A 26,814-nucleotide genomic window follows, 5' to 3' on the forward strand; every position below is an offset into this window, starting at 1 on the left:
ACCAGGCGGTCGCGGCTCCCCGACCAGGCGGTCGTGGTCCGTCCGGTGTCCGGGACGGGCCGGAACCGCCTGCTCGGCCGGTGGGGGTGGGGGGCTCAGCCGCGGAAGAGGTCGAGCACCGCGCGGGACAGGTACCAGGGGTCCACGACGGCGGTGAGCTCGCGCGCGGAGTGCATCGAGAGGATGGGGACGCCGACGTCGACCGTGCGGATGCCGAGTCGGGTCGCGGTGAGCGGCCCGATGGTCGAGCCGCACGGCACGGTGTTCTTCGAGACGAACTCCTGGCTCGGCACCCCGGCCCGGGCGCAGGCGCGCGCCCACGCGGCCGCGCCGTGCGCGTCGGTCGTGTAGCGCTGGTTCGCGTTGATCTTGAGGATCGGTCCGCCGCCCGCGAGGGGACGGTTCGCGGGGTCGTGCCGCTCGGGGTAGTTCGGGTGGACGGAGTGGCCGACGTCGCTCGACACGCACAGCGACGCCGCGAGCTGGCGGTGCCGCTCCTCGGCCGTCGCGCCGAGGCCGGCCGCGACCCGGTCGAGCACGTCGGCGAGGAACGGGCCCGACGCGCCGGAGCGCGACTCCGACCCGATCTCCTCGTGGTCGAACGCGGCGAGCACGGGGATCGTGGCGCTCTCGACGGGCCGGCCGGGCGTGCCCGCGACCTCGAGCAGCGCGACGAGGCCGGCGTGCACCGACAGCAGGTTGTCGAGCCGCCCGGACGCGAGGAACGCGTCGTGCGCGCCGAACACGCGGGGCGCCTGGGTGTCGGCGACCACGACGTCGTACCCCGCGACCTCGCTCGCCCGCACGCCCGCGTGGTGCGCGAGCTCGGCGAGCACGTCCCCGCCGCTCGTCCCGTGCGGCGCGCCCGCGACGTCGGACCCGGCCGGACCGGACGCCGACGCGAGCCCCCACACGGGCTGCGTGTGCTGCTGCTTGTCGAGCGTGAGCCCGTCGTTCGCGGCGCGGTCGAGGTGGATCGCGAGCTGCGGGATGCGCAGCAGGGGACCGGTGCGCACGAGGTGCTCCTCGCCGTCGGCGGTGACGAGCCGCCCGGCGAGCTCGAGCTCGCGGTCGAGCCACGAGTTGAGCAGCGGACCGCCGTAGACCTCCACGCCCGCCTGCCACCAGCCCTCGCGGCCGACGCTCGGGCGCGGCTTGAGCTTGAAGCCGGGCGAGTCGGTGTGGGCGCCGAGGATCGCGAACGGCGTCGTCGCGGTCGCGCCCGCGGGCACGGCCCAGGCGATCACCGCGCCGTCGCGCACGACGACGTACCGCCCGCCCGCGGGCCCGTCGCCCTCGCCGCCGGTCGCCGTCGGCCACGCCGCGGTCTCGTCCAGGCGCTCGAAGCCGACGGCCTCGAGCCGGCGCGCGACCTCGTGGGCGGCGTGGTACGACGACGGGGACGCCTCGACGAACGTCGCGAGGTCGTGCGCGTGCGCGAGGGCGCGGTCGTGCGGGGTCGGGTCGGTCACGGGGGTGCTGGGCGTCGACACAGGCTCCACCCTACGCACGCCCAGGAGCGCTCCGTAGGGTGGTCGCGCACCGCGAGAGAGGGAGTCCGCATGACCTGGGTCGTCCTGCCGGGCCTGGCGCTCACCCCTGAGGACTTCGCCCCGCTCGCGCGCGCCCTCGGGACCGCGTCCGGTCCCGGAGCCCCGGCCCGCAGCGACGACGTCCGGGTCCTCGACGCGTGGCGCGTGCCCGTGACGGGACCGGTCGACGTGGTGCGCGCGGGCCTCGGTGTCGACGGGTCGGAGCCCGTGGACCTCGTCGGGCACTCCGTGGGCGGGCTCACGGCGATCGAGTGGGCGCTGCTGCACCCGGGCGAGGTCCGGCGGCTCGTGCTCCTCGACCCGACGAGCCCGTGGGAGGTCCATCTCCCGGCCCTGCACACGGGCACCGTCGCGGCCCGGGCGGGCACGGCGGTGGCGGGCGCCCTCGCGGCCGGTCTCGCCGTGACCGGGCCGGCGCTGCGCCGCGCGGGCGTGCGGGTGGTCACGCGCGCGCCGGACCGTCTCCCGCACGACCTCGCCCGCGCCCGCTACGGGTCGCGCGACGCGTGGACCCTGCTCGCCCACCAGTGGTTCGCGAGCTGGGAGCAGGCGCCGCGCGTGCGCGCCCTGCTCGACCACGGCCACCGCCTGCCCGCGGGCGCCGAGCCGCTGCTCGTCGCCGGGCTGCGCGCGAGCGCCAGGTTCCTGCGCGCGCAGCGCGAGCTGTCGGACCGGCTCACGGTCCCGCGCGTCGGGCTCGCGGGGGAGGGCCACCTCTACCCGCTCACCCGGCCCGACGCCGTCGCGCGCCTCGCCGTGGGCACCCGCCGAGGGGCCGCGCGACCGCCGGGCTGACCCGCCCGGGGGCGCTGTCGCCGAGCACGCTCGTGACGTCCTGCACGAGTGGTCGTGACGTACGACACACGTGCGTAGACTCACCCCCATCGCTCCGGCAGGGGACCGGCGCGACGGTCGCGCGGTTCGTCAAGGAGGACGGATGCTCACGCTCGGTACGGAAAGTCTCACCATCGTCGCGGTCATCGCGGCGATCGCCCTCGTGGCCCTGGCCTTCGCGGTCGTCCTGCGCAGACAGGTCCTCGCCGCGGACGAGGGCACGGCGAAGATGCAGGACATCGCCCAGGCCGTGCAGGAGGGCGCCGGCGCGTACCTGAGCCGCCAGTTCCGCACGCTCGCGCTGTTCGCGGCGATCGTCTTCGGCCTCCTGATCCTGCTGCCGGGCGACGGCGGCATCCGCGTGGGGCGCTCGGTCGCGTTCCTCGTGGGCGCCGGGTTCTCGGCCGCGATCGGCTACCTCGGGATGTGGCTCGCGGTGCGCGCGAACGTGCGCGTCGCCTCGGCCGCGACCCGGCCGGGCGGGCGCTCGGAGGGTGCGCGCATCGCGTTCCGGACGGGCGGCGTCGTCGGCATGTCGGTCGTCGGGCTCGGCCTGCTCGGCGCCGCGGGCGTCGTGCTCGTCTACAAGGGCGACGCCCCGGCGGTGCTCGAGGGCTTCGGGTTCGGCGCGGCGCTGCTGGCGATGTTCATGCGCGTCGGCGGCGGGATCTTCACCAAGGCGGCCGACGTCGGCGCCGACCTCGTCGGCAAGGTCGAGCAGCACATCCCGGAGGACGACCCGCGCAACGCCGCCACGATCGCGGACAACGTGGGCGACAACGTCGGCGACTGCGCGGGCATGGCGGCCGACCTGTTCGAGTCCTACGCGGTGACGCTCGTCGCCGCCCTCATCCTCGGCAAGGCGGCGATGGGCGAGGAGGGTCTCGTCTTCCCGCTCGTCGTCACGGCGCTCGGTGCGCTCGTCGCGGTGCTCGGCGTATTCATCACGCGCGTGCGGGGCCAGGAGAACGGGCTCAAGGCGATCTACCGCGGCTTCTACCTGTCGGCGCTCGTCGGCGCGGCGCTCGCGGCCGTCGCGGCGTTCGTCTACCTGCCGTCGTCGTTCGCCGCGCTCGACGGCACGGCGGACCTCGGCGAGCTGTCCGGCATCGCGGCGGACCCGCGCGTCGTCGCGAGCCTCGCCGTCGTCATCGGCATCGTCCTCGCGGGCATCATCCTGTGGATCACGGGCTACTTCACCGGGACGACGTCGAAGCCCACCCTGCACGTGGCGGCCACCTCGCGCACGGGCGCGGCGACCGTCGTCCTGTCCGGCATCGGGGTCGGGTTCGAGTCGGCGGTGTACACGGCGGGCGTGATCGCCGCGGCGATCTGCGGCCTGTTCCTCCTCGCGGGCGGGTCCGTGTGGCTCGCGCTGTTCCTCGTGGCCCTCGCCGGGTGCGGCCTGCTGACGACGGTCGGCGTCATCGTCGCGATGGACACGTTCGGCCCCGTCTCGGACAACGCCCAGGGCATCTACGAGATGTCGGTGGGCGAGTCGGGCGACGGCGACGAGGAGGCGGCCCAGATCCTCACGGACCTCGACGCCGTGGGCAACACGACGAAGGCCATCACCAAGGGCATCGCGATCACGACGGCCGTCCTCGCCGCGACGGCGCTGTTCGGGTCGTACGCGGACGCGGTGAGCCATGCGATGGCCGACGTCGAGCGGGTGGGCGGGGGGCTCGTCGCGTCGATGCTCGACTACGAGATCATCTCGCCGATCACGCTCGTGGGCCTCATCCTCGGCGCCGCGACCGTCTTCCTCTTCTCGGGTCTCGCGATCGACGCCGTGACCCGGGCCGCGGGCGCGATCGTGTTCGAGGTGCGGCGCCAGTTCCGCGAGCACCCCGGGATCATGACGTTCCAGGAGCGCCCCGAGTACGGCAAGGTCGTCGACATCTGCACGCGCGACTCGCTGCGCGAGCTCGCGACCCCCGGCCTGCTCGCGGCGTTCGCGCCCATCGCCGTCGGCTTCGGCCTGGGCGTCGGGCCGCTCGCCGGGTTCCTCGCCGGGGCGATCGGCGCGGGCGTCCTCATGGCGGTGTTCCTCGCCAACTCGGGCGGCGCGTGGGACAACGCGAAGAAGATCGTCGAGGACGGCGCGTACGGGGGCAAGGGCTCGCCGGCGCACGACGCGACGGTCATCGGCGACACGGTGGGCGACCCGTTCAAGGACACCGCCGGTCCCGCGATCAACCCGCTCATCAAGGTGATGAACCTCGTGTCGGTGCTCATCGCGCCGGCGGTGGTGCTCATGAGCGTGCCCGAGGACGCGAACCACGTCCTGCGCATCGGGATCGCGGTCGTCGCGGCCGCCATCGCGTTCGGCGCGGTGATCATGTCGCGGCTGCGGGCGGCGCGCGTCGACCGCGAGGAGTCCGCCGTCGAGCGGGAGCGCGTCGCGACCGGTGCCTGACGCACGGCCACCACGCGCGCCGGAGGGCGCCCGGGTCGACCCGGGCGCCCTCCGGCGCGCGCGGCGTGTGCCTGCAGCCCTCGGGGCTACCCCGTGACGGTGAACGTCGCGCGCAGGAGGGCGTCCTCGCGCGACGACGGCCCGACGCGCAGCTCGAACTCGCCCGGCTCGACGACGCGGCGCCCGCGCGCGTCGACGAGCGTGCAGTCCGCCACGGGCACCTCGAGGCCGACGGTCGTCGACTCGCCCGGCGCGAGGTCCACCTTGCGGTAGGCCTTGAGCTCCTTCTCGGCCCACGTCACGGACGTGACGGTGTCGCTCACGTAGACCTGGACGGTCTCGCGCACGGGGCGCGGCCCGGTGTTCGTCAGCGTGACCTCGGCGCGCACGACGTCGTCGGGCCCGTGCTCCGTGCCGAGCACCCGCAGGCCGTCGTACTCGACGGTGGTGTAGCTCAGGCCCTCGCCGAACGCGAACGCGGGGCTCTGCGTGAGGTCAGCGTAGCGGACGCCGTGCTGGCCGCGGACCACGTTGTAGTACGTGGGCTGCTGGCCGGCGTGGCGCGCGAACGAGATCGGCAGGCGCCCCTCGGGCTCGATCAGCCCGAGCACGAGCTCCGCGACGGCCTGGCCGCCCCGCATCCCGGGGTTGGCCGCCCAGACGACTGCCGCCGCGGCGTGCGCCGACGGCGGCAGGACGAGCGGCTTCGACGCGACGACGACCACGACCACGGGGGTGCCGGTGGCGACGAGGGCGTCGAGCAGCGCGACCTGTCCGCCGACGAGCTCGAGCGTCGCGGTCGAGCGGCCCTCGCCCACGAGCTCGATGCGGTCGCCCACCACGGCGACGGCGAGGTCGGCGTCGCGGGCCGCGGCGACGGCCTCGGCGATCAGCGCGTCGTCGGGGGCGGCCGGCACGACCACCTGGGGCCGGGGCTGCCCGTCGGGGAACAGCTCGCCCTCGGGGTCGGGCGCGAGCGTGAGGACGTCGGCGCCGCGCGCGTGCGTCACGGCCCAGCCCTCCGGGGCGAGCGCGCGGAAGCCGTCGAGCACGGTCGTCGTCATCTCGCGCGGGTGGCCGTCGGGCAGCCAGTCGGCCTGCCCCGACGCGCCCGCCCAGTCGCCGAGCTGGGTGTGGTCGTCGTCCGCGTTCGGGCCGACGACGGCGATCGTCCGGGCGGGCGCACCGCCCGGGGCGAGGGCCCGGCCGTCGGGCACGCCGGCGGCGCGGGCGAGCCCGCCCGCGAACGGGAGGGTGCCGTCGTTGGTGAGGAGCACGAGGGAGCGGCGCGCGACCTCGAGGTTGACCGTGGTGTGCTCGGCCGACGCGATGACCGCCTGCTGGCGCGCGACGTCCGGCCGGCGGGGGTCCTCGAACAGGCCGAGCCGGAACTTGAGCGTGAGGATGCGTCGCACGGCGGCGTCGATCGCGGCCTCCTCGACGAGGCCGCGGTCGACGGCCTCGAGCGCTCCCTCGAAGAAGCGCGGCGTCGTCATGACCATGTCGTTGCCGGCGCGTACGGCCGCGGCGGACGCGTGCACGTAGTCGGGCTGGATGTGCTGCTCCCACACCATGCGACCCACGTTGTCCCAGTCGGTGACGAGCGTGCCGGTGTACCCCCACTCGCCGCGCAGGACGTCGTCGAGCAGCCAGCCGTTCACGGTGACGGGCACGCCGTCCATGGACTGGTAGCCGAGCATGAACGTGGCGCAGCCCTCGCGCGCGACCCGCTCGAACGGGGGCAGGAACCACGACCGGAGCTTGCGCTGCGAGATGTCGGCCTCGCTCGCGTCGCGCCCGCCCTGCGTCTCGGAGTAGCCCGCGAAGTGCTTCGCCGTGGCGAGGATGCCCGTCGGGTCGGACAGCCCGTCGCCCTGGTAGCCGCGCACCATCGCGGACGCGAGCTCGCCGATGAGGAACGGGTCCTCGCCGAACGTCTCGTCGACGCGGCCCCAGCGCAGGTCACGCGCGATGCAGAGCACGGGGGAGAAGGTCCAGTGGACGCCGGTCGCGGCGACCTCGACCGCGGTCGCGCGCGCGACGCGCTCCACGAGCGCGGGGTCCCACGTCGCGGCCATGCCGAGCTGCGTGGGGAAGATCGTCGCGCCGACCCAGAACGAGTGGCCGTGGATGCAGTCCTCGGCGAGCAGCAGGGGGATGCGCAGCCGCGTCCGGCCGGTGAGCTCGTGCGCGGCGACGACGTTCTCCGGCGAGGTGTGCAGCAGCGAGCCCGCGTGCTTCTCGAGCACCGCGGGCCCGACGCCGTCGCGCGCGTCGAGCTGGAGCATCTGGCCGACCTTCTCGGGCAGCGTCATGCGGGCGAGGAGGTCCTCGACGCGGTCGGCCACGGGCACGGCGGGGTCGAGGTAGGGCAGGGTGCTCACGGACGGTCCTTCCACGGCGGCGGCGACGGCGCCCGGTGGCGCCGCGGGTGCGTGCGGCGTCGGCGGACCGGGCGTCGCCACTCTACCGGGAAACCAAGTAACTGGTCAGTAAGTTTGCGAGCTCAGCGCCAGTGGTCGAGGAAGCGCGCGACGGTCCGCGTCGCGTGGTCGAGCACGCGGCCGTCCTCCGCCGCGGCCCCCGAGAGCAGCGCCGCGTCCACCACGTGCGCCACGAGGTCGGTGTCCGTCACGTGCTCGTGGCCCGACGCGTCGAGCACCGTCCGTGCGGCGGCCAGCAGGCGCGGGCGGGACGCGCGCATGATCGGCCGCAGCGCCGGGTCCCGCATGGCCGTGAGCATGGGGTCGAGACGCACGTCGACCACCGAGTCGTCCACGTGCGGGGCGTACAGCGTCTCGATGAGCTCGCGCGCCGTCGCAGTGCTCGAGCGACGCCGGTGGGCGAGCGCGTCGGCGTGCTCCTGCGCGGCCGTCGCGCGCACGTCCTCCGCGGCCTCGACGGCCGCGGCGACGAGCGAGGCGCTCGTCGGGAAGTAGTACGAGGCCGAACCCTGCGGCACGCCCGCGGCGCGCGCGACCTGCCGATGGGTCACGGCGGCGAAGCCCTGGTCGATGAGCAGGTGCGCGGCGGCGTCGGCCATCGCGCGCTGCCGCTGCGCGCTGCGCCCCTGCACCGTGGTGCGTGCGCCTCGCGCGCCGCTCGTCGCCGACCGGTCCCGGGCACCCGCAGCGTCGTCCACGCGGCCATCGTAGTGAGGAATAACCTATACGCGCGTATGGTTATCGCCCTCGGACCGCAAGCGCGGCCCGTGGAACGAACGAGGAGTGGAGAAGGATGGTCGCCGCCGAGGGGCTCGTCATCGACTGGGCGCAGATGCCCACCTACAACACCGTGATGTCCGTCGCCGTGGGCGCCGGGCTGATCCTGCTGGTCATGCTCGGCCGCGAGCTCCTGCGGGCGCCCGGGAAGATCGTCGTCGAGGGCTGGTCGCTCGCGTTCGGCGTGCTGGGCACGATCCTCACGGCGACCGGGCTGCACATGACGCTCACGTGGCCGCTCGCCGCGGGCGGCTTCCCGTTCGACAACATCATCTTCGGCGAGACGAGCCTCGCGTTCGGCGTGCTGCTCCTCGCTGCCGCGTTCTACCTGTGGACGCGCGGCCGCGCCGCGCTCGAGCGGGCCGACGCCACCGAGCACCTGCAGGCCGTGGCGCGCCCCGTCTCGGTGTTCGTGCTCGGCATGGGCCTCGGCCTCGTCGCCATCGCGATCGCGGGCGTGACGTACCAGCTCTTCGCCGCGCCGCCGGAGGAGCCGATCTCGGGCGCGTTCGCCGCCTACCCGCTCGTCGAGGCGATCTTCATGTCCGGGCTCATCGCGCTCGTGGGCGTCGGCGCGATCCTCTTCCCGTTCGCGGTCCGCTCCGGGCGCCGCGTCGTGCGGGTCGTCATCGGGTGGGCCTGGGGCCTGTCCGGCGTCGCGTTCCTGCTGTTCGGCGCGATGAACTTCTTCACCCACATCGGCCTCATCGTCAACACGATGGGCTGACGCCGCGGCGACCGTGAGGACCCCGTGGGCCTGCCCGGCCCGCGGGGTTCTTCGCGCGCGCGGGAGGCGTCATCATAGGGGCCATGCAATCACCGGTGCGCGCCGTGGCCCACGCCGCGGTCCTCGCCGTCGTCGCCGGGCTGTGCCTCGCGGTCGTGGCGAGCGGGGCGTTCGACGTCGTGTCGCTCCCGGGCTCCGCGCCCGCCGCCGCGCCGCCCCCGCCGGCCGCTCCCGGGCCCGGTTCCGCGGACGCCGGGGACCCCGCGGACGGCACGGACCCCGACCCCGCGGGTCCCGGCACGACGGACCCCGGCGCGACCACCGCGCCGGACGACGGCGCGGACGCGGGGGCGGGCGCCGTCGACCCGGCGTGCCGCGAGGCGGAGGTCGCGTGGGCCGCGGCGGCCAAGGCGCAGGTGAACCTCACCGTGGAGCACCCCGTGGCGCTCGTCGAGGGGTTCACCACCGCCCGCGACACGCTCGCCGGGGCCACCCCGCCCGCGGCGGTCGCGCGCGACTGGGCCGTCGTCACGACCTACCTCACGATGATCGCGGACGAGGTCGAGGCCACGGGCACGCGGGACACGGGCGAGCTGTCGCGGGCGATCGACCGTGTGGGTCGCCGGATCGACACGGCGGCGCTCACGTCGTCGTCCCGGGCCGTCACCGAGTACTTCCGGGCCGGCTGCGCGCGCTGACCGGCACCCGCCGGAACTTCACCCCGTGGCGATGGCCACATGGGGAGCGGTCCCCACTTCGACGTTTTGAGGGCGCGCGACGCGCGTCCGTGGGAAACCATGGGCGTCATGCGCACCCGACTGACGATCACCAAGACCACGACCGCCCTCGCGACGAGCGCCCTCCTCGTGCTCGGCCTGGCCGCCTGCGGTGGCTCCGCCGACGACGCGAGCACCGACTCCGAGACCACGCCGGCGGAGGAGACCAGCACGTCGGCCGAGGAGGAGACCACCCCGTCCGAGGAGCCCACCGAGGAGGAGTCCGGCGACACCGAGGCGTCGGGCGACTTCTGCACCGCCTACGACGCCCTGCTCGACGCCCAGACGACCCTGAGCTCGATCGACACGAGCGACCCGGCCGCCGCCGTGACGCAGTTCGAGACGTTCACGGCGTCGCTCGAGGCCGCCGAGGCCCCGGCCGAGATCAGCACCGACTGGGACAACGTCACCGGCGTCTTCCGCCAGCTCACCGACACGCTCGAGACCGCGGTCGACGACCCGGCGAACGCCGACATCTCCTCGATCACGTCGCTCATGACGGACGAGACCTTCCAGACCTCGGCGCAGAACGTCGCGGTCTACGGCACGCAGAACTGCTGACCACGCCGTCCCCCCGCGACCCGACGGACCCCCGGCACGCCTCGGCGCGCCGGGGGTCCGTCGCGTCCGGGGCGGCGCGGGCCCTCGGCCGCCGCGCGCAGATCGGTGAGGATGGAGCCATGCCTCCCGCCTCCAGCACCCCGAGCCCGTCGTCGCGCACCGCCGCGGACGGGCCCGGCCCCGTCCCGCCCGGCGCGGGCCTCGCCCCCGCCGACCTCGCGGCCGCCGCGGCGACGCTGCGCGAGGACCTCGCGGCGGCGGGCTTCACGGTCGACGGCGTCGAGCGCGCGCTCGGTCCCGTCGCGTCCGCCGCGCTGCACCGCGAGCAGGCCGTCCCGGCGCTGCGCGCGCTGCGGGACCGCGGTCGGGAGGAGGCCGACCCCACGGCCGCTCTCGCCGCCCTCTTCCTCCTCGGCGACGACGTGCCCCGGCGCGCCCTCGACGCGGCGCTCGGGCGCACGGGGGTCGACGGCGCACGGCGGCTGGGCCTCGTCGAGGCGGCAGGCGCGGGCGACGACGACGCGGTGCGCGCGCTCGTCGACCTGCGGCCGTACGCGGCGACCGACGCCGCGGGCCCCGTTACGTGGTGGCTGTCGTCGGACCTGGGCGAGCTGGCGACGGGCCGCCGGCTCGCCCCGGACCACGTGCTCGGCGCGGGCGGCGCGTCCCTGACGCTCGCCCAGGTGACCGTCCGGACGCCCGTCGGGCGCGTGCTCGACCTCGGGACGGGCTGCGGCATCCAGGCCCTGCACGCCGCGCGGCACGCGCGCGCTGTCGTCGGCACGGACATCTCGCGCCGGGCGCTCGGCTTCGCCGCGTTCAACGCTGCCTTCAACGCCGCGTTCGACGAGGACTCTGGCGACTCCCCGGCGGCCGGGCCCGGAGGCGCCGCACCGGCCGGGCGGGTCGAGCTGCGGGAGGGCTCGATGCTGGAGCCGGTCGCGGGCGAGCGCTTCGACCTCGTCGTGTCGAACCCGCCGTTCGTCATCACGCCGCGCGCCGCCGGGGCCGCGCTCCCGGACTACGAGTACCGCGACGGCGGCCGGTCGGGCGACGACCTCGTGCGCGACCTCGTGACGGGCGTCGGCGCCGTGCTCGAGCCCGGGGGCGTCGCGCAGCTCCTCGGCAACTGGGAGCACCGCCGCGGGATCCCGTGGGACGAGCGCGTGGGCGCGTGGCTCGACGAGGCCGGTCTCGACGGCTGGGTGGTCCAGCGCGAGGTGCTCGACCCCGCGGAGTACGCGGAGACCTGGATCCGCGACGGCGGCACGACCCCCGAGCGCGAGCCCGCGGCATGGGCGGCGGCGTACGGCGCGTGGCTCGACGACTTCGCCGCGCGCGACGTGGAGGCCGTCGGTTTCGGCATCGTCACGCTGCGCCGTCCGCTCGCGGGCGCCCGCCCGACGCTGCGGCGGCTCGAGGAGCACACCGGGTCGGTGCGCCAGCCGCTCGGCGCGCACCTCGCCGCGTCGCTCGCGGCGCACGACTGGCTCGCGGCGCGCGACGACGCGGCCCTCGCGGGCGAGCGGCTCGCCGTCGCGCCCGACGTCACGGAGGAGCGGTTCCACACGCCCGGCGCGCCCGACCCCACGGTCGTCCTGCTGCGCCAGGGCGACGGCCTGGGCCGCGCCGTGCGGGCGACCACAGGTCTCGCCGCCCTCGTGGGCGCGAGCGACGGCGAGCTGACGGTGGGGCAGCTCGTGGGCGCGATCGCCGCGCTGTTCGAGGTCGGCGCGGAGGACCTCGCGGGCGAGCTCCTGCCCGACGTGCGCGGGCTCGTGCGCGACGGCTTCCTCGTCCCCGTGGGCTGACGCGCGCGACACGCCCCGGCCGCACCGATACGTTGGGGCGGCATGGACCTCGAGGTGCGGCACCTGCGCATGATCGTGACGGTGGCCGAGACGGGCAGCGTGACCAAGGCGGCGGCGTCGCTCGGTCTCGCGCAGCCCGCCCTCACGGCCCAGCTCAACCGGATCGACCGCACGCTCGGCGGGTGCGTCTTCACGCGCGACCGCCAGGGCGCGCGCCCCACGGAGCTCGGCGAGCTCGTGCTGCGGCACGCGCGCGTCGTGCTGCCCGCCATGTCCGCCCTGGTCGACGACGCCCGGCGGCTCACGAGCGAGCACGGCACGGTCGGCCGGGTCCACGTGGGGACGGTGAGCTCCGCGATCGGCGGGTTGTTCGCGAGCCGGCTGCACACCGCGCTGCCCGGCGCGCTGGGGGTCGACGACCTGCTCGTCACGACGGCGACGTCGTGGTCGGTCGAGGAGACCGCGGACCGGCTCGCGAGCGGCACGCTCGACGTCGCGCTCGTCGGCATGTGCGGTGACGCGTCCCCGCCCGCGGCCGGGGGCCTGGTGTGGACGGCGGTGTCCACCGACCCGGTGTTCGTGCTCGTCGACGAGTACCACCCCGTCGCGGCGCGCGACGCCGTCGGCCTGGAGGAGCTCGCCGACGCGCTGTGGCTCACGGCCCCGGGCAGCGGGTGCTTCGAGCGCTGCTTCGTCGGGGCGTGCGCGCGGGCGGGCTTCACGCCGCGCGCGATGGGGGAGTCGGACCGCACGTCGTGCATCGACCAGGTGCGTGGCGGGCACGCGGTCGCGCTCGTCCAGCCGGTGCTCCTCGACGCGCCGGGCGTGCGGACCGTCGCGCTCGACGGTGCCCCGCTGCGCTGGACGCACCACGTGGGGTGGCGGCGCGACGCCGTCGACCGCCTCCCGGTCGACGCGGTCCTGCGGGCCGCGACGGGCGCGCACCGCGACGCCGTGCAGCGCTCGCCCCGCTACCGGCGGTGGCGCGCCGAGCACCCGGTGGAGACCGCGTAGGGGCGACCTCGCACATAGCGCCCGCGTATGACCTGATCGTGATCTGGGCGTGCCCTGGACGCGTCCCTAGCGTGGCCTCGACCGGGCCACCCGGGCCCGGCGAAGGGAATGGACGACATGACACGACCACTCCGCAGGAGGCTCGCCGCGGTCACCGCCGCGGCGACGCTCCTGGCGGGCGGGGCCGCGACGCACGCCGTCGCCGCCACGCCCGCACCCGACGACCAGCGCGCGACGGTGCGCGCGGTCCCCAAGACGGCCCCCGGCCTGGAGCGCGCGCTGGAGCGCGACCTGGGCCTCAGCGCGCGGGACGCACGGACGCGCCTCGCCTTCCAGTCCGACGCGGCCGGCACCGAGGCCGCGCTCGAGCGGCGTCTCGGCGCCGACTACGCGGGCGCCTGGGTCGACGCCGCCGCGAACGTCCTGTACGTCGGCGTCACGGACGCCGCCGACGCGCGCACGGTCCGCGCCGAGGGCGCCACCGCGGTCGACGTCGACCACACGCTGGCCGACCTCGAGACGTGGCGCGCGACGCTCGACGGCGCGCTCGCCGACGACCCGGCGGCGCTGCCGGGCTGGTACGTCGACGTGACGCGCAACCGCGTCGTCGTCGCGGTGCGCGAGGGCGGGCAGGCGGACGTCGCCGCCCAGGTCGCCGCCGCGGGCGTGCCCGCCGACGCGGTCGCGTACGAGGAGACGACGGAGTCCCCACGCCCGCTGATCGACGTCGTGGGCGGCAACGCGTACACGATCGGCGGCGGCAGCCGGTGCTCCGTCGGGTTCGCGGTCCAGGGCGGGTTCGTCACCGCCGGGCACTGCGGCTCGACGGGCGCGCGCACGTCCGGCCCGGCGGGCACGTTCCGCGGGTCGAGCTTCCCGGGCAACGACTACGCCTGGGTCCAGGTCGACGCGGGCAACACGCCCGTCGGCGCGGTGAACAACTACGCGGGCGGCCGCGTCGCGGTCGCGGGTGCGACGCAGGCGCCGGTCGGGGCGTCCGTCTGCCGGTCGGGATCGACCACGGGCTGGCACTGCGGCACCGTCCAGGCGTACAACGCGTCCGTCACCTACCCGCAGGGGACCGTCACCGGGCTCATCCGCACGACGGTGTGCGCCGAGCCGGGCGACTCCGGCGGCTCGCTCCTCGCGGGCAACCAGGCGCAGGGCGTCACGTCCGGCGGCTCCGGGAACTGCAGCTCCGGCGGGACGACGTACTTTCAGCCGGTGGGCGAGATCCTCTCGGCGTACGGCCTGACGCTCGTCACGAGCGACGGCGGGGGCGGCACGCCGCAGCCGCCGGCGGGCTGCAGCGGCTACGCCCGCACGTACACCGGGTCGCTCGCCGCGGGCACGACGGCCGTGCAGCCCAACGGGTCGTACTACACGGCCGGGGCCGCCGGGACGCACCGCGCGTGCGTGAGCGGTCCGAGCGGTGCCGACTTCGACCTCTACCTCCAGCGCTGGAACGGGTCGACGTGGGCGACGGTCGCGCAGTCGACCTCTCCGGGCGCGAACGAGTCCGTCTCCTACTCGGGGGCCGCGGGCTACTACCGGTTCGTCGTCCAGGCGTACTCCGGCTCGGGCGCCTACACGCTGGGGGCGACGACGCCCTGACCCGCCCGCCGCGCGCCGAGCACGAGGTTGCCGTCGTTCCCGTCCGCTTCCCGGGAGCAGCCTCGTGCTCGGCCGCGCGGGCCGTCAGGCCAGCAGCGCCGGGCCGTACTTGAGCAGCACGAGGGCGGCGAGGCCCACGAGCCACGCCGCGACGAGGTAGCCGTACGCGCCCGACCGCACGAACCCGAGCAGGCGCGCCTGGGCGCCGCGCGGCAGGTAGAGGTTGTCCTCCAGGACGTTCCAGTGCAGCAGCGACGCGAACACGAGCGTCGTGGAGACCGTGATGAGCAGGCACCACGGGCACAGCGCCCCGATGACGAACATCGACTGGTAGAAGAGCCAGTACGCGAACACGACCCCGAGCAGGTACACGCACTGCGCGGCGAAGAGGAACCACCGGGGGAAGCGGGTCCCACCGAGCGCCGCGACCGCCGTCGTGATGACGATCGGCTCCGCGACGAGCCCGAGGAACGCGTTGGGGAAGCCGAACACCTGCGCCTGCCACGACTGCGCGACCGTCCCGCACGACAGCACGGTGTTGACGTCGCACGACAGCACCGCGCCGGGGTCCCCGGCGAGGAGGACGGCGTCGTACGACAGCACGAACGCCGCGGTGAGGCTCAGCAGCCCGAACAGGAGCATCTCGCCGAACAGCACGGAGCGGGAGTGGGTCCAGCCGGTGGGCCGGGCGAAGGGGTCGAAGCCCGCGTCCGGCGTGGTGCCCGACGCCGTCGGGCCGGCCGAGCGGGCGTCGTCCGCGAGCGCGGTGGTCGTTCCGGTCACGGGCGGTCCTCGGGTCCGCGGGGCCCCGCCGGATCGGTCCGGCGGGCGGGCAGAAGGTGGCGCCGGCCGGCAGGGTGGGCGCGCTGCCGGCCCGGCGCCGCCCCCAGCGTACGAACGCGCGCGGCGGCCCCGACAGGGACCATGGTCCCGGATCCGGGGCGCTTCTCGGGTGGTCCCGGGCCGCCCGGTCGGACGCCCGCCGAGCCCGTCGGGAGGGCGGCCCGCGGTGGGTCGTGGGGGCGGTGGGGGCGGTCCGCCCTAAGATCTGGGGGCGCCCCCGCGTGTGGCGCGCCCCGGCCGCCGCCGGGCACCGACCCACCCCGCCCGAGAGGACCTGCGTGCAGCACGACGACGTCGACTCCCTGCGACGGTCGAGCGCGGCGTGGCGGCTCCTGCGCGCGGACACGGCGCCGCTCGTGCTCTCGTTCCTCGGCACGCTGTTCGTCGAGGACAACGTGCGCGCCATCCCGGAGAGCGAGCTCGTCGCGCGCCTCGACGACCACCTGTGGGCCGTCGACGGCCGGGCCGCGCGCGCCTCCGGCACGGAGCCGCGGTACCCGCGCGCCCCGCAGGCGTACGTCGACCACTGGACGCACCCGGACCAGGGCTGGTTGCGCGCCTGGTACCCGCCCGGCTCGGCCGAGCCGCACTACGACGCGACGCCCGCCGTCGAGCAGGCCGTTCGCTGGGTCGCGTCGCTGCGCGGGCGCGGGTTCGTCGGCACCGAGTCGCGGCTCAACACCGTCTTCGAGCTGCTGCGCCAGCTCGCCGTCGGCACGCAGACCGACCCGGCGGAGCGCCTGCGCGAGCTCGAGGAGCGCCGTGCCGCCATCGACGACGAGATCGCCCAGGTCCGCGCGGGGCGCGTCGCTGTCCTCGACGCGGCGGCGCAGCGCGACCGCTACCAGCAGCTCACCCAGACGGCGGCCGACCTGCTCTCCGACTTCCGCGAGGTCGAGGCGAACTTCCGCTCCCTCGACCGGGAGCTGCGCGAGCGCATCACCGGCTGGGACGGCGCGAAGGGCGAGCTGCTCGAGGAGGTCGTGCGGTCGCGCACGGCCATCGCGGAGTCGGACCAGGGGCGGTCGTTCCACGCGTTCTACGACTTCCTCCTCGACCGGCGCCGCCAGGAGGAGTTCGCCGCGCTCGTCGACCGCGTCCAGTCCCTCGACGCGATCGCGCCCGACGTCGTCCGGCCGGCCCCCGGGACGCCGGGCCCGGTCGTGGACGCCGCCGCGCAGGCCGCGGCCCGGGAGCAGGAGCACCGGCGCCTGCGCCGCGTCCACTACGACTGGCTCGACGCCGGGGAGCGGACCCAGGCGACCGTGCGGACCCTCTCCGAGCAGCTCCGTCGCTTCCTCGACGACCAGGTGTGGCTCGAGAACCGACGGGTCATGGACATCCTGCGCGGCGTCGAGGCGAAGGCGCTCGCCGCGCGCGACGTCGCCCGCGCGGCAGGCCGCGCCGGTGCCCCGCCGGGGATGCCGGTGGACGCCGTCGCGCCCGAGGTCGTGCTGCCGACGGAGCGGCCGCTCTTCACGCCGCGGCCCACGGCCCGCCTCGACTCCGACCACGTCGAGGTCGGCGACGACGACTTCGAGGTCGACGCGCTGTACGACCAGGTGCACGTCGACCCGGAGCGCCTCGCGCGCACGGTCCGCGCGACGCTCTCGCGGCCCGGGGGCCCGGGGGAGGTCGCGCTCGCGGACCTGCTCGCCGAGGCCCCGCTCGAGCACGGGCTGGCCGAGCTCGTGACGTACCTGTCGCTCGAGGACCCGCGGTTCGTCGTCGTGCACGACGACGAGCGCACCGACGAGGTGCGCTGGGAGGGCGAGGCCCCGGCGGGGCCCGTCGCCGAGGACGGCGCGCCGGACCCGGTGGTGCGCGTCGCGCGCCTGCCCCGCGTCACGTACGCGCGGCGGACGAGCGGCTCGCCGCCCGGCGAACCCCCCGCCCGGCACCCCGACGCACGACCCGACGCCGTCCCCGACCCGAGCCCGGAGGAGACCCCGTGAGCACGACCCGCACCGCGCGCGACCCGGAGCTGTCCGTCGTCGTGACGTCGCTGCTCAAGGGCGTCGTCTACCGCGAGTCCGGCGAGGCGCTGTGGCGCGACCTGCTCGCGCGCGAGGCGCAGGTGCGCGACGCCGTCGCGATGCTGGGGCTGCAGGTCGTCGTCGACGAGGGCGACGGCTACGCCTACCTGCGCTCGCAGCCGGAGCACGAGCGCGACGAGCGGGTGCCGCGCCTGATCCCGCGCCGCGAGCTGCCGTTCGACGTCAGCCTGCTGCTCGCCCTCCTGCGCAAGCGGCTCGCGCAGGCGGACTCGGAGGGCGGCGAGACGCGCCTCGTGCTCACGCGCTCGGAGATCGTCGACCTGCTGCGGGTCTTCCTCACCCAGGACGCGGGCGCCGCGGCGAACGAGGCGCGGCTCGTGGACCGGGTCGACGCGCTCGTCCGGCGGGTCGTGGAGCTCGGCTTCCTGCGCCCCGCGGGTCGCCCGGACCCGGACGGGCCCGACGGTGCTGCGTCGCCCGACGGCGGCGACACGGCCGACGGGGAGGCCCGGCGGTACGAGGTGCGCCGCATCCTCAAGGCGTTCGTCGACGCGCAGTGGCTCGCGGACTTCGACGCGCGCCTCGCGCAGTACCTGGAGCTCGCCGCGGACGGCGGCGGCCCGGGGTCGGGGGCGCGCGCCGGGGCCGGCGCGGGGACAGGCCTGGCGACGGGCACGGCGGGCACGACGACGAGGACGGTGGCGTGATGGAGGGCCTGTTCAGCGCGGTCGAGCTGCACGACCCGGCGGCCGACCTCGACGCACGCGCCGGGTTCCGGCTCGAGCGCCTCGAGGTGCTCAACTGGGGCACGTTCGACCAGCGGGTGTGGGCGTTCGACCTCGACGGGCGCAACGCCCTCCTCACGGGCGACATCGGCTCGGGCAAGTCGACCATCGTCGACGCGGTCACGACGCTGCTCGTGCCGTCGCACCGGATCTCGTACAACAAGGCGGCCGGGGCGGGCGCGCGCGAGCGGTCGCTGCGGTCGTACGTCGCGGGGCACTACAAGTCGGAGCGCGACGAGGCGACGGGCACGACGCGCCACGTGGGCCTGCGCGAGCGCGGCACGTACTCGGTGGTGCTGGGGAGGTTCTCCAACCGCGGGTTCGACCAGGAGGTCACGCTCGCGCAGGTGTTCTGGCTCGCCCCGGGCCAGGCGGGCCAGCCGGACCGCTTCTTCGTCACGGCGGACCGTCCGCTGACGATCACCGAGGACTTCGCGGGCTTCGGCGGCGACGTCGCGGCGCTGCGCCGTCGCCTGCGCGAGTCCGGCGCGCAGGTGCGCGACCACTTCCCCGACTACGGGCGCGACTTCCGCCGCCTGCTCGGCATCCCGTCGGAGCAGGCCATGGACCTGTTCCACCAGACGGTGTCGATGAAGTCGGTGGGTGACCTCGGCGAGTTCGTGCGCGAGCACATGCTCGAGCCGTTCGACGCCGACCGCTGGACGGACCGGCTCGTCGCGCACTTCGACGACCTGACGAGCGCCCACGACGCCGTCGTGCGGGCCACCGCCCAGATCGAGCGGCTCGCGCCCCTGCTGGCGGACTGCGACGCGCACGACGCGCTGGGGGAGCGGGCCGACGCGCTCGTCGCGCGCCGCGACGCCCTGCGCGCGTTCACCGCGTCGCGCCGCGTGGCGGACCTCGACGGTCTCATCGGCGCCCTCGACGAGCGCGTGGCCGACGGCGAGGCCCGGCGCCGCCGGCTCGTGGACGAGCTCGGGCTGCTCGGGGCCGAGCGGCAGCGGCTCGAGCTGGAGCGCGCGGGCCACGGCGGCGACCGGCTCGCCGCGATCGAGGGCGAGGTCGCGCGCCGCGAGGTCGAGCGCGCCGCGCGCGAGCGCCGCGTCGCCCAGCTCGCCGGGTACGCGGCGGCGGCCGGTCTGACGCTCGGCGCGGCGCAGGGCGCCGAGGCGAGCGGGACGCGCGCCGTCGGGGGCGCGGCACGCGTGGCCGCCGCGCTCGTCGACGCCGAGGCGTTCGCCGCGCTCCGTCGCGAGGCCGACGACGCCGCCGTGCGCGTGCGCGACGAGCTCGCCCGGGCGGAGGAGCACGCGAGCGAGGTCGCGGCGCAGGTCCGCGCCGTCGAGCAGGAGACGGCCGACGTCAAGGCCGAGCTCGCGAGCCTCGCCGACCGCCGGTCCAACCTGCCGCGCACCCACCTGGAGGTCCGGGACCGGCTGTGCGCCGGCGTCGGGCTCGCGCCGGGCGACGTCCCGTTCGTGGGCGAGCTGCTCGCCGTCCGCCCCGAGCACGCCGACTGGGAGGGTGCGGCCGAGCGCGTGCTGCGCGGCTTCGCGCTCTCGCTCCTCGTGCCGGCGGCGCACTACGACGCGGTGTCCGCGTGGGTCGACCGCGAGCACCTCGGCCTGCGGCTCGTCTACCACCGGGTGCCCGAGCGCGTCCCCGCCGCCCGGCCGGCGCCGCGCGAGGACGGCGTCCCGCTCCTCGCCGACCTGCTCGACGTGCGCCGCCTCGACGACGCGCCGACCCTCACGGCCTGGGTCGAGGCCGAGCTCGAGCGCCGCGCCGACCACGCGTGCGCCCCGGACCTCGACGCGTTCCGCCGCCTCCCGCGCGCGATCACGCGCGCCGGGCAGGTCAAGCACTCGCCGGACCACCACGAGAAGAACGACACGCGCGCGGTCGACGACCGCCGGGGCTACGTGCTGGGCTGGTCGACGCAGGCGAAGATCGACGCGCTGCTGGAGCAGGCCGCAGAGGTCACGGCGCGTCGCGACGCGCTCGCACGGCGTCGCGACGAGGCGGCCGCCGCGCGCGAGGCCCTCCAGGCCCGCTCCGCCGCGCTCGGGCGGCTCGACGTCTACCGCGACTGGGACGAGCTCGACCGCGGCGCCGAGACGGCGCGCATCGCCGAGCTCGCCGAGGAGAAGCGGCGGCTCGAGCAGGCGAGCGACGCGCTCGGCCGCCTCGCGGCGCTCCTCGACGACAACGCGCGCCGTCAGGCGGAGCTCGAGGCGGAGCGCGACCGCGTCGTCGCGACGCTCGGCGCCGACCGGCACGCGCTCGACGAGGCGCGGACGGCGCGCGAACGGGCGCGTGCCGTGCTCGACGGCGCGGGCGAGACGCTCGACGCGGAGACGACGGCGGCCCTCGCCGCGGAGTTCGACCGGGAGCTCGCGGGGTTCGGTGGCGCGGGACCGGACGGCGGGGCCGACGGCCCGACGCGCGCGGCCGACCTCGACGCCGTCGAGAACGCGGTGCGCTCGCGGCTCACCGCCGAGGCCGAGCAGGCGCAGCGCGAGCGCGCGGACCTCGGGACCCGGATCGCGGGCCAGATGGCCTCGTTCCGGTCCGCGTACCCCGTCGAGACCGCGGAGCTCGACGCGGACGTGCGGTCGGCCGACGGCTACCGCGAGATCCACGACCGGCTCGTGCGCGACGACCTCCCGCGGTTCGAGGCCGACTTCAAGGCGTACCTCAACACCAACGCGATCCGCGACATCGCGGGCTTCGCGGCCGAGCTCGCCAAGCAGGCCGACGTCATCCGCGACCGGATCGACACGATCAACGACTCGCTCCGCGCGATCGACTACAACCCGGGCCGGTACATCCGCCTGGAGATGTCGCGCACGCCCAACCTCGAGGTGCGCGAGTTCCAGCAGGACCTGCGCGCGTGCACCGACGGCGACGGGATCCTCGCCGAGGACGACCGCGCCCTCGCCGAGGGCGACGGGTCGCTCGCCGACGGCGCGCTGTCGTACTCGGAGGACCGGTTCCTGCGGGTCAAGGCGCTCGTCGAGCGGTTCCGCGGCCGCGAGGGCATGACGGACCTCGACGAGGCGTGGCGCCGCCGCGTGACCGACGTCCGCAACTGGTTCGTGCTCTCCGCGTCCGAGCGGTCCCGCGCCGACGACTCCGAGCACGAGCACTACTCCGACTCCGGCGGCAAGTCCGGCGGCCAGAAGGAGAAGCTCGCGTACACCGTGCTCGCGGCGTCGCTCGCCTACCAGTTCAAGCTCGACTGGGGCGCGGTGCGGTCGACGGCGTTCCGGTTCGTCGTCATCGACGAGGCGTTCGGCCGGGGGTCGGACGAGTCGACGCGCTTCGCGCTCGAGCTGTTCCGCCGCCTCGGGCTGCAGCTCCTCATCGTCACGCCGCTGCAGAAGATCCACGTCATCGAGCCGTACATCTCGGCCGTCGGGTTCGTGGACAACCCGACCGGCCGGTCGTCGCGCCTGCGGACGCTGTCCATCGCCGCGTACCGCGAGGGCCGCCGGGAGGGCGACGCCGCGCCCTCGGAGGGCGGCGCCGAGCGCGCGGTCGAGGCGGTGCCCGAGACCCTGCCGGAGAGCGTGGCGACGTAGCGCGTCAGGCGAGCGGGCGGGGCCGCCGGGCGCCCGCCAGGGTCGCGGCGAGGACGGCCTCGATCGCGAACGCGGTCGCCTCCGCGAGGTCGACGGCGTCGGGGTCCAGCAGCCACTGGGTCTGGAGGCCGTCCATCGCGGCGATGATCGTCGACGCGGCGAGGTCGAGCGCGCGGTCGTCGGGCACGGCGGCCGTCTCGTCGCCCGCGGCCCGCCGCTCCTCGACGACCTCGCGGAGCGCGCCGGCGACATCGGCGCGCAGCCCGGCGAAGCGCGCGGTGACCCACGCGCGCGCCGGGTGGTCGTCCGTGACGGCCTCCCCGGTGAGGACCGCGTAGGTCTGCACGATCCCCGGGCGCTCGGTGTTGGCCGCCGCGGTCGCGACGAGGTGCCGGAACAGGTCGAGCCCGGCCGGCATGTGCTGCCCCTCGAGGTGCGCGACGCCGTCGCGGTCGCGGGCCGCGAGGACCTCGGTGAGGAGGCGCTCCTTCGAGCCGAAGTGGTGCAGCACCCCGGCGTGCGTGATCCCCACCTGCTCGGCGACCTCCGCGAGCGAGCCCTGGTGGTAGCCCCGCGACCCGAAGACGCGCGTCGCCGCGCGGAGGATCTCCTCCCTGCGCTCCGCCGTCCCGGGGCGCGGGCGCCCGGGCCGCGGACCGGGGGAGGACGCGGGGCCGCTCGCGTCGCCGTCGGCGTCGTCGGTGGCGCTCGGCGCGGGGGAGGCGTCGGTCATGGCGTCACCCTACTGGCGGCCCGCGGCGCCTCGTCCGGGACCGTCGACCGGGACCGTCGACCGTGACCGTCGACCGGGGCGTCCGGACCACGAGGCCGGACCGGTCCGAGGCAGCGCCCGGAGCTCTTCCCGCCGTCTTCCCCGAATGCGCACACGCGTCCTCTACGGTGGTGGGATGCCTTCCGACCACGCCCCGACCCGGCCGCTGCCGACCAGCGGCGGGGCGGGTACGCGGCCGCTCCCGGCGACGCAGCCGATGCCGCCCACGCCCGGACCGGCGGCCGCGCCGCCGCCTGCGGCAGCGCCCCCCGGGACCCCGTACCCGCCCGTCCCGCAGACCGCCGCGGGCGGTCCCTCCGCCCCGGCGCCGCGCAGGATGCCGCACGCGCACGCCGTCCCGGGGCCCGGCGGGCCGAGCACGGGCTCGCGCGTGGTCGCGGGCGTCGTCGCGCTGCTCGCGGTCGCGGGGGCGTGGCTCGTGTGGCGGTTCTTCGTCGACACGTTCGCCGGGCAGATGCTCGAGCGGGCGGCTTTCGACGGCGCCGTGACCGGTCAGGGCGAGCTCTGGGCGGTCGCCGAGCCGGTGCTCGACACGGTCTCGGTCGCGTTCGTCGTGGGCGGCCTGGGCGCCGCGATGGGCATCGCGCTGCTGCGCCGCCGCTGGGGCCTCGCGGTGCAGGTCGCGTTCCTCGTCGTCGGCGCGAACGTCACGACGCAGCTCGTGAAGCACTCGCTCCTCGGCCGCGAGGAGCTCATCGGCGGCTGGCACTGGGAGAACTCGCTGCCCAGCGGCCACACCACCGTCGCGGGGTCGGTCGCGGCCGCCCTGCTGCTCGTCGTGCCGCGCGGGGCGCGGCCGCTCGTCGCCGTCCTCGGGGGTGCGTACACCGCCGCCACGGGGATCTCGACCCTGGTCGGCCAGTGGCACCGCCCGAGCGACGTCGTCGCCGCCGTCCTCGTGGTCCTCGCGTGGGCCGCGCTCGTGTGCGTCTTCACGCCGCGCTCGGCGCTCGACCCGGGCGCCGGGCCCACGCCCGGCTCGACCGTCACGGCGGTGCTCCTCCTGCTCGGCGCGGCCGCCGCGGGCGTCGGAGCGCTGCTCGCGCTGCGTGCGACGCCCGCGACCTGGGGCACGACGGCGGCGCAGGAGGTGACGGCCTACGCGGGCGGCGTCGCGGGGGTGCTGGCGGTGACGGCCGCGGCGTTCGCGGTGCTGCTCCTGGTCCGTCAGTCCACAGCCCGCCCCGACCCGCGTCCCGTTCGGGGGTAGGGTGCGTGCGGCTGGCGCGACGGGAGTAACGTCGTAGGCTGCCACGGCGGGCGACCGGAGGGTCGTCCCGGGTCGCCGGGCCCCGGCGGGGCCCGCCGCCGTCGGGCAGGGAGCGCCCGCCACGGACACGTACGCACGGACGAAAGCAGGATCGGATGCCACGCAAGCTCGTGATCGTCGAGTCGCCCGCCAAGGCTCGCAAGATCCAGGGCTACCTCGGCGACGACTACGAGGTCGAGGCGAGCGTCGGGCACATCCGTGACCTGCCGCAGCCGTCCGAGCTGCCCGCGGACATGAAGAAGGGCCCGTACGGGAAGTTCGCGGTCGACGTCGACCACGGCTTCGACCCGTACTACGAGGTCTACGCGGACAAGAAGAAGAAGGTCGCCGAGCTCAAGCGCGCGCTCAAGGACGCCGACGAGCTCTACCTCGCGACCGATGAGGACCGCGAGGGCGAGGCCATCGCGTGGCACCTCCTGGAGGCGCTCAAGCCCAAGGTGCCGGTCAAGCGCATGGTCTTCCACGAGATCACGCGCGAGGCCATCCAGCGGGCGCTCCAGAACACGCGCGACCTCGACGAGCACCTCGTCGACGCGCAGGAGACCCGTCGCATCCTCGACCGCCTCTACGGCTACGAGGTCTCGCCGGTGCTGTGGCGCAAGATCGCCCAGGGGCTCTCGGCGGGCCGCGTGCAGTCGGTCGCGACGCGCCTCGTCGTCGAGCGCGAGCGCGAGCGCATGGCGTTCGTCCCCGCCGAGTACTGGGACGTCACGGGGACCTTCGAGCACGCCGACGCCTCGGCACCGGACGCGGGCAAGGCGTTCGGCGCCCGGCTCGTGCAGCTCGGCGACAAGCGCGTCGCCTCGGGTCGTGACTTCGACGACCGCGGGCAGCTCAAGCCCGCGGCGGCGCGCGACGGCGTCGCGCACCTCGACGAGACGACGGCGCGCGCCGTCGTGACGGGCCTCGCGGACGCGGCGTTCGCCGTGCGGTCGCTCGAGACCAAGCCGTACACGCGCCGTCCCGCCGCGCCGTTCACGACGTCGACCCTCCAGCAGGAGGCCAGCCGCAAGCTGCGCATGTCGTCGCGCCAGGCCATGCGCACCGCGCAGTCGCTGTACGAGAACGGCTACATCACCTACATGCGTACGGACTCGCCGTCGCTGTCGGCGGAGGCCACCACGGCCGCCCGCCGCCAGGCGGCCGAGCTCTACGGCCCCGAGTTCGTCCCGGAGAAGCCGCGCGTCTACGCCGCGAAGAACCAGGGCGCGCAGGAGGCGCACGAGGCGATCCGCCCCGCGGGCGACTCGTTCCGCACGCCCGCGCAGGTCAAGCGCGAGCTGAGCGACGACCAGTTCAAGCTCTACGAGCTCGTGTGGAAGCGCACCGTCGCGTCGCAGATGGCGGACGCGAAGGGGTCGACGGCGTCCGTCCGCCTCGGCGCGACCCTCTCGTCCGCCGCGGGCGACGTCGCGGGCCGCGACGCGGTGTTCGCCGCGTCGGGCACCGTCATCACGTTCCGCGGGTTCCTGGCCGCGTACGAGGAGAGCTCGGACGTCGACCGGTACGCGGAGGACGCGCCCGTCGTCGGCGCCAAGGGCGACGACGACGCGCGCCTGCCGCAGATGAGCGAGGGCGACGCCCTGCGAGCCGACGACCTCACCGCCGACGGGCACTCCACGTCCGCGCCGCCGCGGTACACCGAGGCCAGCCTGGTCAAGGCGCTCGAGGAGCTCGGGATCGGGCGGCCGTCGACGTACGCCTCGACGATCTCGACGATCCAGGACCGCGGGTACGTGCTGTCGCGCGGGCAGGCGCTCGTGCCGAGCTGGCTCGCGTTCGCCGTCGTGCGGCTGCTCGAGGAGCACTTCGACCGGCTCGTCGACTACGACTTCACCGCACGCATGGAGGCCGACCTCGACGAGATCGCCGCCGGGCGCCGCGACCGCGTCGCGTGGCTCACCGAGTTCTACTTCGGCGACGCCGCGAAGGGCGAGGACGCCGAGGGTCTGCGCGACCTCGTGGCGAACCTCGGCGACATCGACGCGCGCGGCATCAACTCGGTGCCGATCGGCGAGGGCATCCAGCTCCGCGTCGGGCGTTACGGACCGTACGTGGAGGACCTCTCCGTCCCCGTCAAGGAGGGCGAGAACCCGCCGCGCGCGTCCGTGCCCGACGACGTCGCCCCCGACGAGCTGACCGTCGCCAAGGCGCGCGAGCTGCTCGCCGCGGGTGCCGACGACGGCAAGGTGCTCGGCACCGACCCGGTGTCCGGCCACGAGATCATCGCCAAGGCGGGCCGCTACGGCCCGTACGTGACCGAGGTGCTCGACCTCCCGCCGATCGACACGAGCCTCTCGGCCGCCGCGCAGAAGAAGGCGAAGGCCGCGCAGCCCAAGCCGCGCACGGCGTCGCTCCTCAAGACGCAGTCGCTGGACACGATCACGATCGACGACGCGTTGCGCCTGCTGTCGCTGCCGCGCGTCGTCGGGACGGACCCGGAGTCGGGCGAGGAGATCACGGCGCAGAACGGCCGCTACGGCCCGTACCTCAAGAAGGGCACCGACTCGCGGTCGCTGCCCGACGAGGAGTCGATGTTCACCGTCACCCTCGACGAGGCGCTCGAGCTGTACAAGCAGCCCAAGCGAGGGCGCGGCCAGCGTGCCGCGACACCGCCGCTGCGCGAGCTCGGCGACGACCCGAACAGCGGCAAGCCGATCGTCGTCAAGGACGGCCGGTTCGGCGCGTACGTCACCGACGGCGAGACCAACCGCACGCTGCCCCGCGACGTCACGCCCGAGTCGATCACGCCCGAGCAGGCGATCGAGCTCCTCGCGGAGAAGCGCGCGCAGGGCCCGGCGAAGAAGCGCACGACGGCTCGCAAGCCGGCCGCGAAGAAGGCCCCCGCCAAGAAGACGGCCGCGAAGAAGTAGCGGCCGTTCGCGGCCGTCACCCGTCACCGTCACCCGTCGCCCATCGGTCGACCAGGCGATCGTGGGGGGGGCGGGGTGGGGGAATAGTCTAGATCGCCCGGTTGGGGGGGAAGTGCCGCGGGGTGGGGGGGAAAGGAAGGGGGGGGGGGGGTTTGACGAGGTGGGGAGGGCGGACCCC

At 75.7% G+C, this 26,814-nt stretch carries 18 protein-coding genes; 13 read left to right on the forward strand and 5 right to left on the reverse strand.

The window, feature by feature from the left end; genetic code table 11:
- Window positions 1-95: 95 nt before the first annotated feature.
- On the reverse strand, window positions 96-1,493 hold the full coding sequence (locus ACZ4MO_RS02915; RefSeq protein WP_499278590.1) for a M18 family aminopeptidase: 1,398 nt from the start codon (window positions 1,491-1,493) through the stop codon (window positions 96-98).
- A gap of 69 nt (window positions 1,494-1,562) precedes the next feature.
- Here ACZ4MO_RS02915 and ACZ4MO_RS02920 point away from each other — a divergent pair, with 69 nt between their 5' ends.
- Both ACZ4MO_RS02920 and ACZ4MO_RS02925 read left to right on the forward strand, forming a co-directional pair.
- Complete coding sequence (locus ACZ4MO_RS02920; protein WP_175007607.1) at window positions 1,563-2,348, forward strand: alpha/beta fold hydrolase; 786 nt, start codon at window positions 1,563-1,565, stop codon at window positions 2,346-2,348.
- Window positions 2,349-2,490: 142 nt separating this feature from the next.
- Window positions 2,491-4,806 carry a sodium-translocating pyrophosphatase gene (locus ACZ4MO_RS02925; RefSeq protein WP_499278591.1) on the forward strand — a complete coding sequence of 772 codons (2,316 nt, stop codon included), beginning with the start codon at window positions 2,491-2,493 and terminating at the stop codon, window positions 4,804-4,806.
- A gap of 86 nt (window positions 4,807-4,892) precedes the next feature.
- Here ACZ4MO_RS02925 and ACZ4MO_RS02930 read toward each other — a convergent pair whose 3' ends face one another.
- Together ACZ4MO_RS02930 and ACZ4MO_RS02935 are read right to left on the reverse strand one after the other, a co-directional pair.
- Window positions 4,893-7,190 (reverse strand): exo-beta-d-1,3/1,6-glucosidase, encoded by a 2,298-nt coding sequence (locus ACZ4MO_RS02930; RefSeq protein ID WP_255436950.1) that lies wholly within the window; start codon window positions 7,188-7,190, stop codon window positions 4,893-4,895.
- A 122-nt stretch (window positions 7,191-7,312) separates the two neighbouring features.
- Window positions 7,313-7,948 (reverse strand): TetR family transcriptional regulator, encoded by a 636-nt coding sequence (locus ACZ4MO_RS02935; protein WP_175007608.1) that lies wholly within the window; start codon window positions 7,946-7,948, stop codon window positions 7,313-7,315.
- A gap of 95 nt (window positions 7,949-8,043) precedes the next feature.
- Here ACZ4MO_RS02935 and ACZ4MO_RS02940 point away from each other — a divergent pair, with 95 nt between their 5' ends.
- The 6 genes from ACZ4MO_RS02940 to ACZ4MO_RS02965 all read left to right on the forward strand — a co-directional run bounded on the left by ACZ4MO_RS02940 (window position 8,044) and on the right by ACZ4MO_RS02965 (window position 14,530).
- Complete coding sequence (locus tag ACZ4MO_RS02940; protein WP_021482095.1) at window positions 8,044-8,754, forward strand: DUF981 family protein; 711 nt, start codon at window positions 8,044-8,046, stop codon at window positions 8,752-8,754.
- A gap of 83 nt (window positions 8,755-8,837) precedes the next feature.
- The gene (locus tag ACZ4MO_RS02945) at window positions 8,838-9,452 is read left to right on the forward strand and encodes a hypothetical protein (RefSeq protein ID WP_175007609.1); all 615 of its coding nucleotides are present in this window, start codon (window positions 8,838-8,840) and stop codon (window positions 9,450-9,452) included.
- Window positions 9,453-9,560: 108 nt separating this feature from the next.
- The gene (locus tag ACZ4MO_RS02950) at window positions 9,561-10,091 is read left to right on the forward strand and encodes a hypothetical protein (protein ID WP_175007610.1); all 531 of its coding nucleotides are present in this window, start codon (window positions 9,561-9,563) and stop codon (window positions 10,089-10,091) included.
- A 119-nt stretch (window positions 10,092-10,210) separates the two neighbouring features.
- Window positions 10,211-11,902 (forward strand): DUF7059 domain-containing protein, encoded by a 1,692-nt coding sequence (locus ACZ4MO_RS02955; RefSeq protein ID WP_175007611.1) that lies wholly within the window; start codon window positions 10,211-10,213, stop codon window positions 11,900-11,902.
- Window positions 11,903-11,944: 42 nt separating this feature from the next.
- Window positions 11,945-12,916 carry a LysR family transcriptional regulator gene (locus ACZ4MO_RS02960; protein WP_074810329.1) on the forward strand — a complete coding sequence of 324 codons (972 nt, stop codon included), beginning with the start codon at window positions 11,945-11,947 and terminating at the stop codon, window positions 12,914-12,916.
- A gap of 117 nt (window positions 12,917-13,033) precedes the next feature.
- Window positions 13,034-14,530, forward strand: a complete 1,497-nt coding sequence (locus ACZ4MO_RS02965; protein ID WP_175007612.1) for an alpha-lytic protease prodomain-containing protein — start codon at window positions 13,034-13,036, stop codon at window positions 14,528-14,530.
- Between the two features lie 84 nt (window positions 14,531-14,614).
- On the opposite strand, the gene ACZ4MO_RS02970 is transcribed toward ACZ4MO_RS02965, so the two are convergent.
- Window positions 14,615-15,313, reverse strand: a complete 699-nt coding sequence (locus tag ACZ4MO_RS02970; protein WP_255436951.1) for a vitamin K epoxide reductase family protein — start codon at window positions 15,311-15,313, stop codon at window positions 14,615-14,617.
- A 338-nt stretch (window positions 15,314-15,651) separates the two neighbouring features.
- On the opposite strand from ACZ4MO_RS02970, the gene ACZ4MO_RS02975 reads away from it, so the two are divergent.
- The 3 genes from ACZ4MO_RS02975 to ACZ4MO_RS02985 are packed head-to-tail and all read left to right on the forward strand — an operon-like array spanning window position 15,652 to window position 21,700.
- Window positions 15,652-17,328 carry a DUF3375 family protein gene (locus tag ACZ4MO_RS02975; RefSeq protein WP_175007613.1) on the forward strand — a complete coding sequence of 559 codons (1,677 nt, stop codon included), beginning with the start codon at window positions 15,652-15,654 and terminating at the stop codon, window positions 17,326-17,328.
- Window positions 17,325-18,077 (forward strand): DUF4194 domain-containing protein, encoded by a 753-nt coding sequence (locus ACZ4MO_RS02980; RefSeq protein WP_209828346.1) that lies wholly within the window; start codon window positions 17,325-17,327, stop codon window positions 18,075-18,077. Before ACZ4MO_RS02975 ends, ACZ4MO_RS02980 begins: the two co-directional genes overlap by 4 nt.
- Window positions 18,077-21,700 carry an ATP-binding protein gene (locus tag ACZ4MO_RS02985; protein WP_175007614.1) on the forward strand — a complete coding sequence of 1,208 codons (3,624 nt, stop codon included), beginning with the start codon at window positions 18,077-18,079 and terminating at the stop codon, window positions 21,698-21,700. Before ACZ4MO_RS02980 ends, ACZ4MO_RS02985 begins: the two co-directional genes overlap by 1 nt.
- A 4-nt stretch (window positions 21,701-21,704) precedes the next feature.
- Here the strand turns inward: ACZ4MO_RS02985 and ACZ4MO_RS02990 are convergent, their stop codons facing one another.
- On the reverse strand, window positions 21,705-22,433 hold the full coding sequence (locus ACZ4MO_RS02990) for a TetR family transcriptional regulator (RefSeq protein WP_175007615.1): 729 nt from the start codon (window positions 22,431-22,433) through the stop codon (window positions 21,705-21,707).
- Window positions 22,434-22,608: 175 nt separating this feature from the next.
- On the opposite strand from ACZ4MO_RS02990, the gene ACZ4MO_RS02995 reads away from it, so the two are divergent.
- Complete coding sequence (locus ACZ4MO_RS02995; RefSeq protein ID WP_255436952.1) at window positions 22,609-23,703, forward strand: phosphatase PAP2 family protein; 1,095 nt, start codon at window positions 22,609-22,611, stop codon at window positions 23,701-23,703.
- Between the two features lie 155 nt (window positions 23,704-23,858).
- Window positions 23,859-26,636 carry a type I DNA topoisomerase gene (gene topA, locus ACZ4MO_RS03000; protein WP_074810313.1) on the forward strand — a complete coding sequence of 926 codons (2,778 nt, stop codon included), beginning with the start codon at window positions 23,859-23,861 and terminating at the stop codon, window positions 26,634-26,636.
- Window positions 26,637-26,814: the final 178 nt, after the last annotated feature.

Source organism: Sphaerisporangium cinnabarinum (assembly GCF_055567015.1).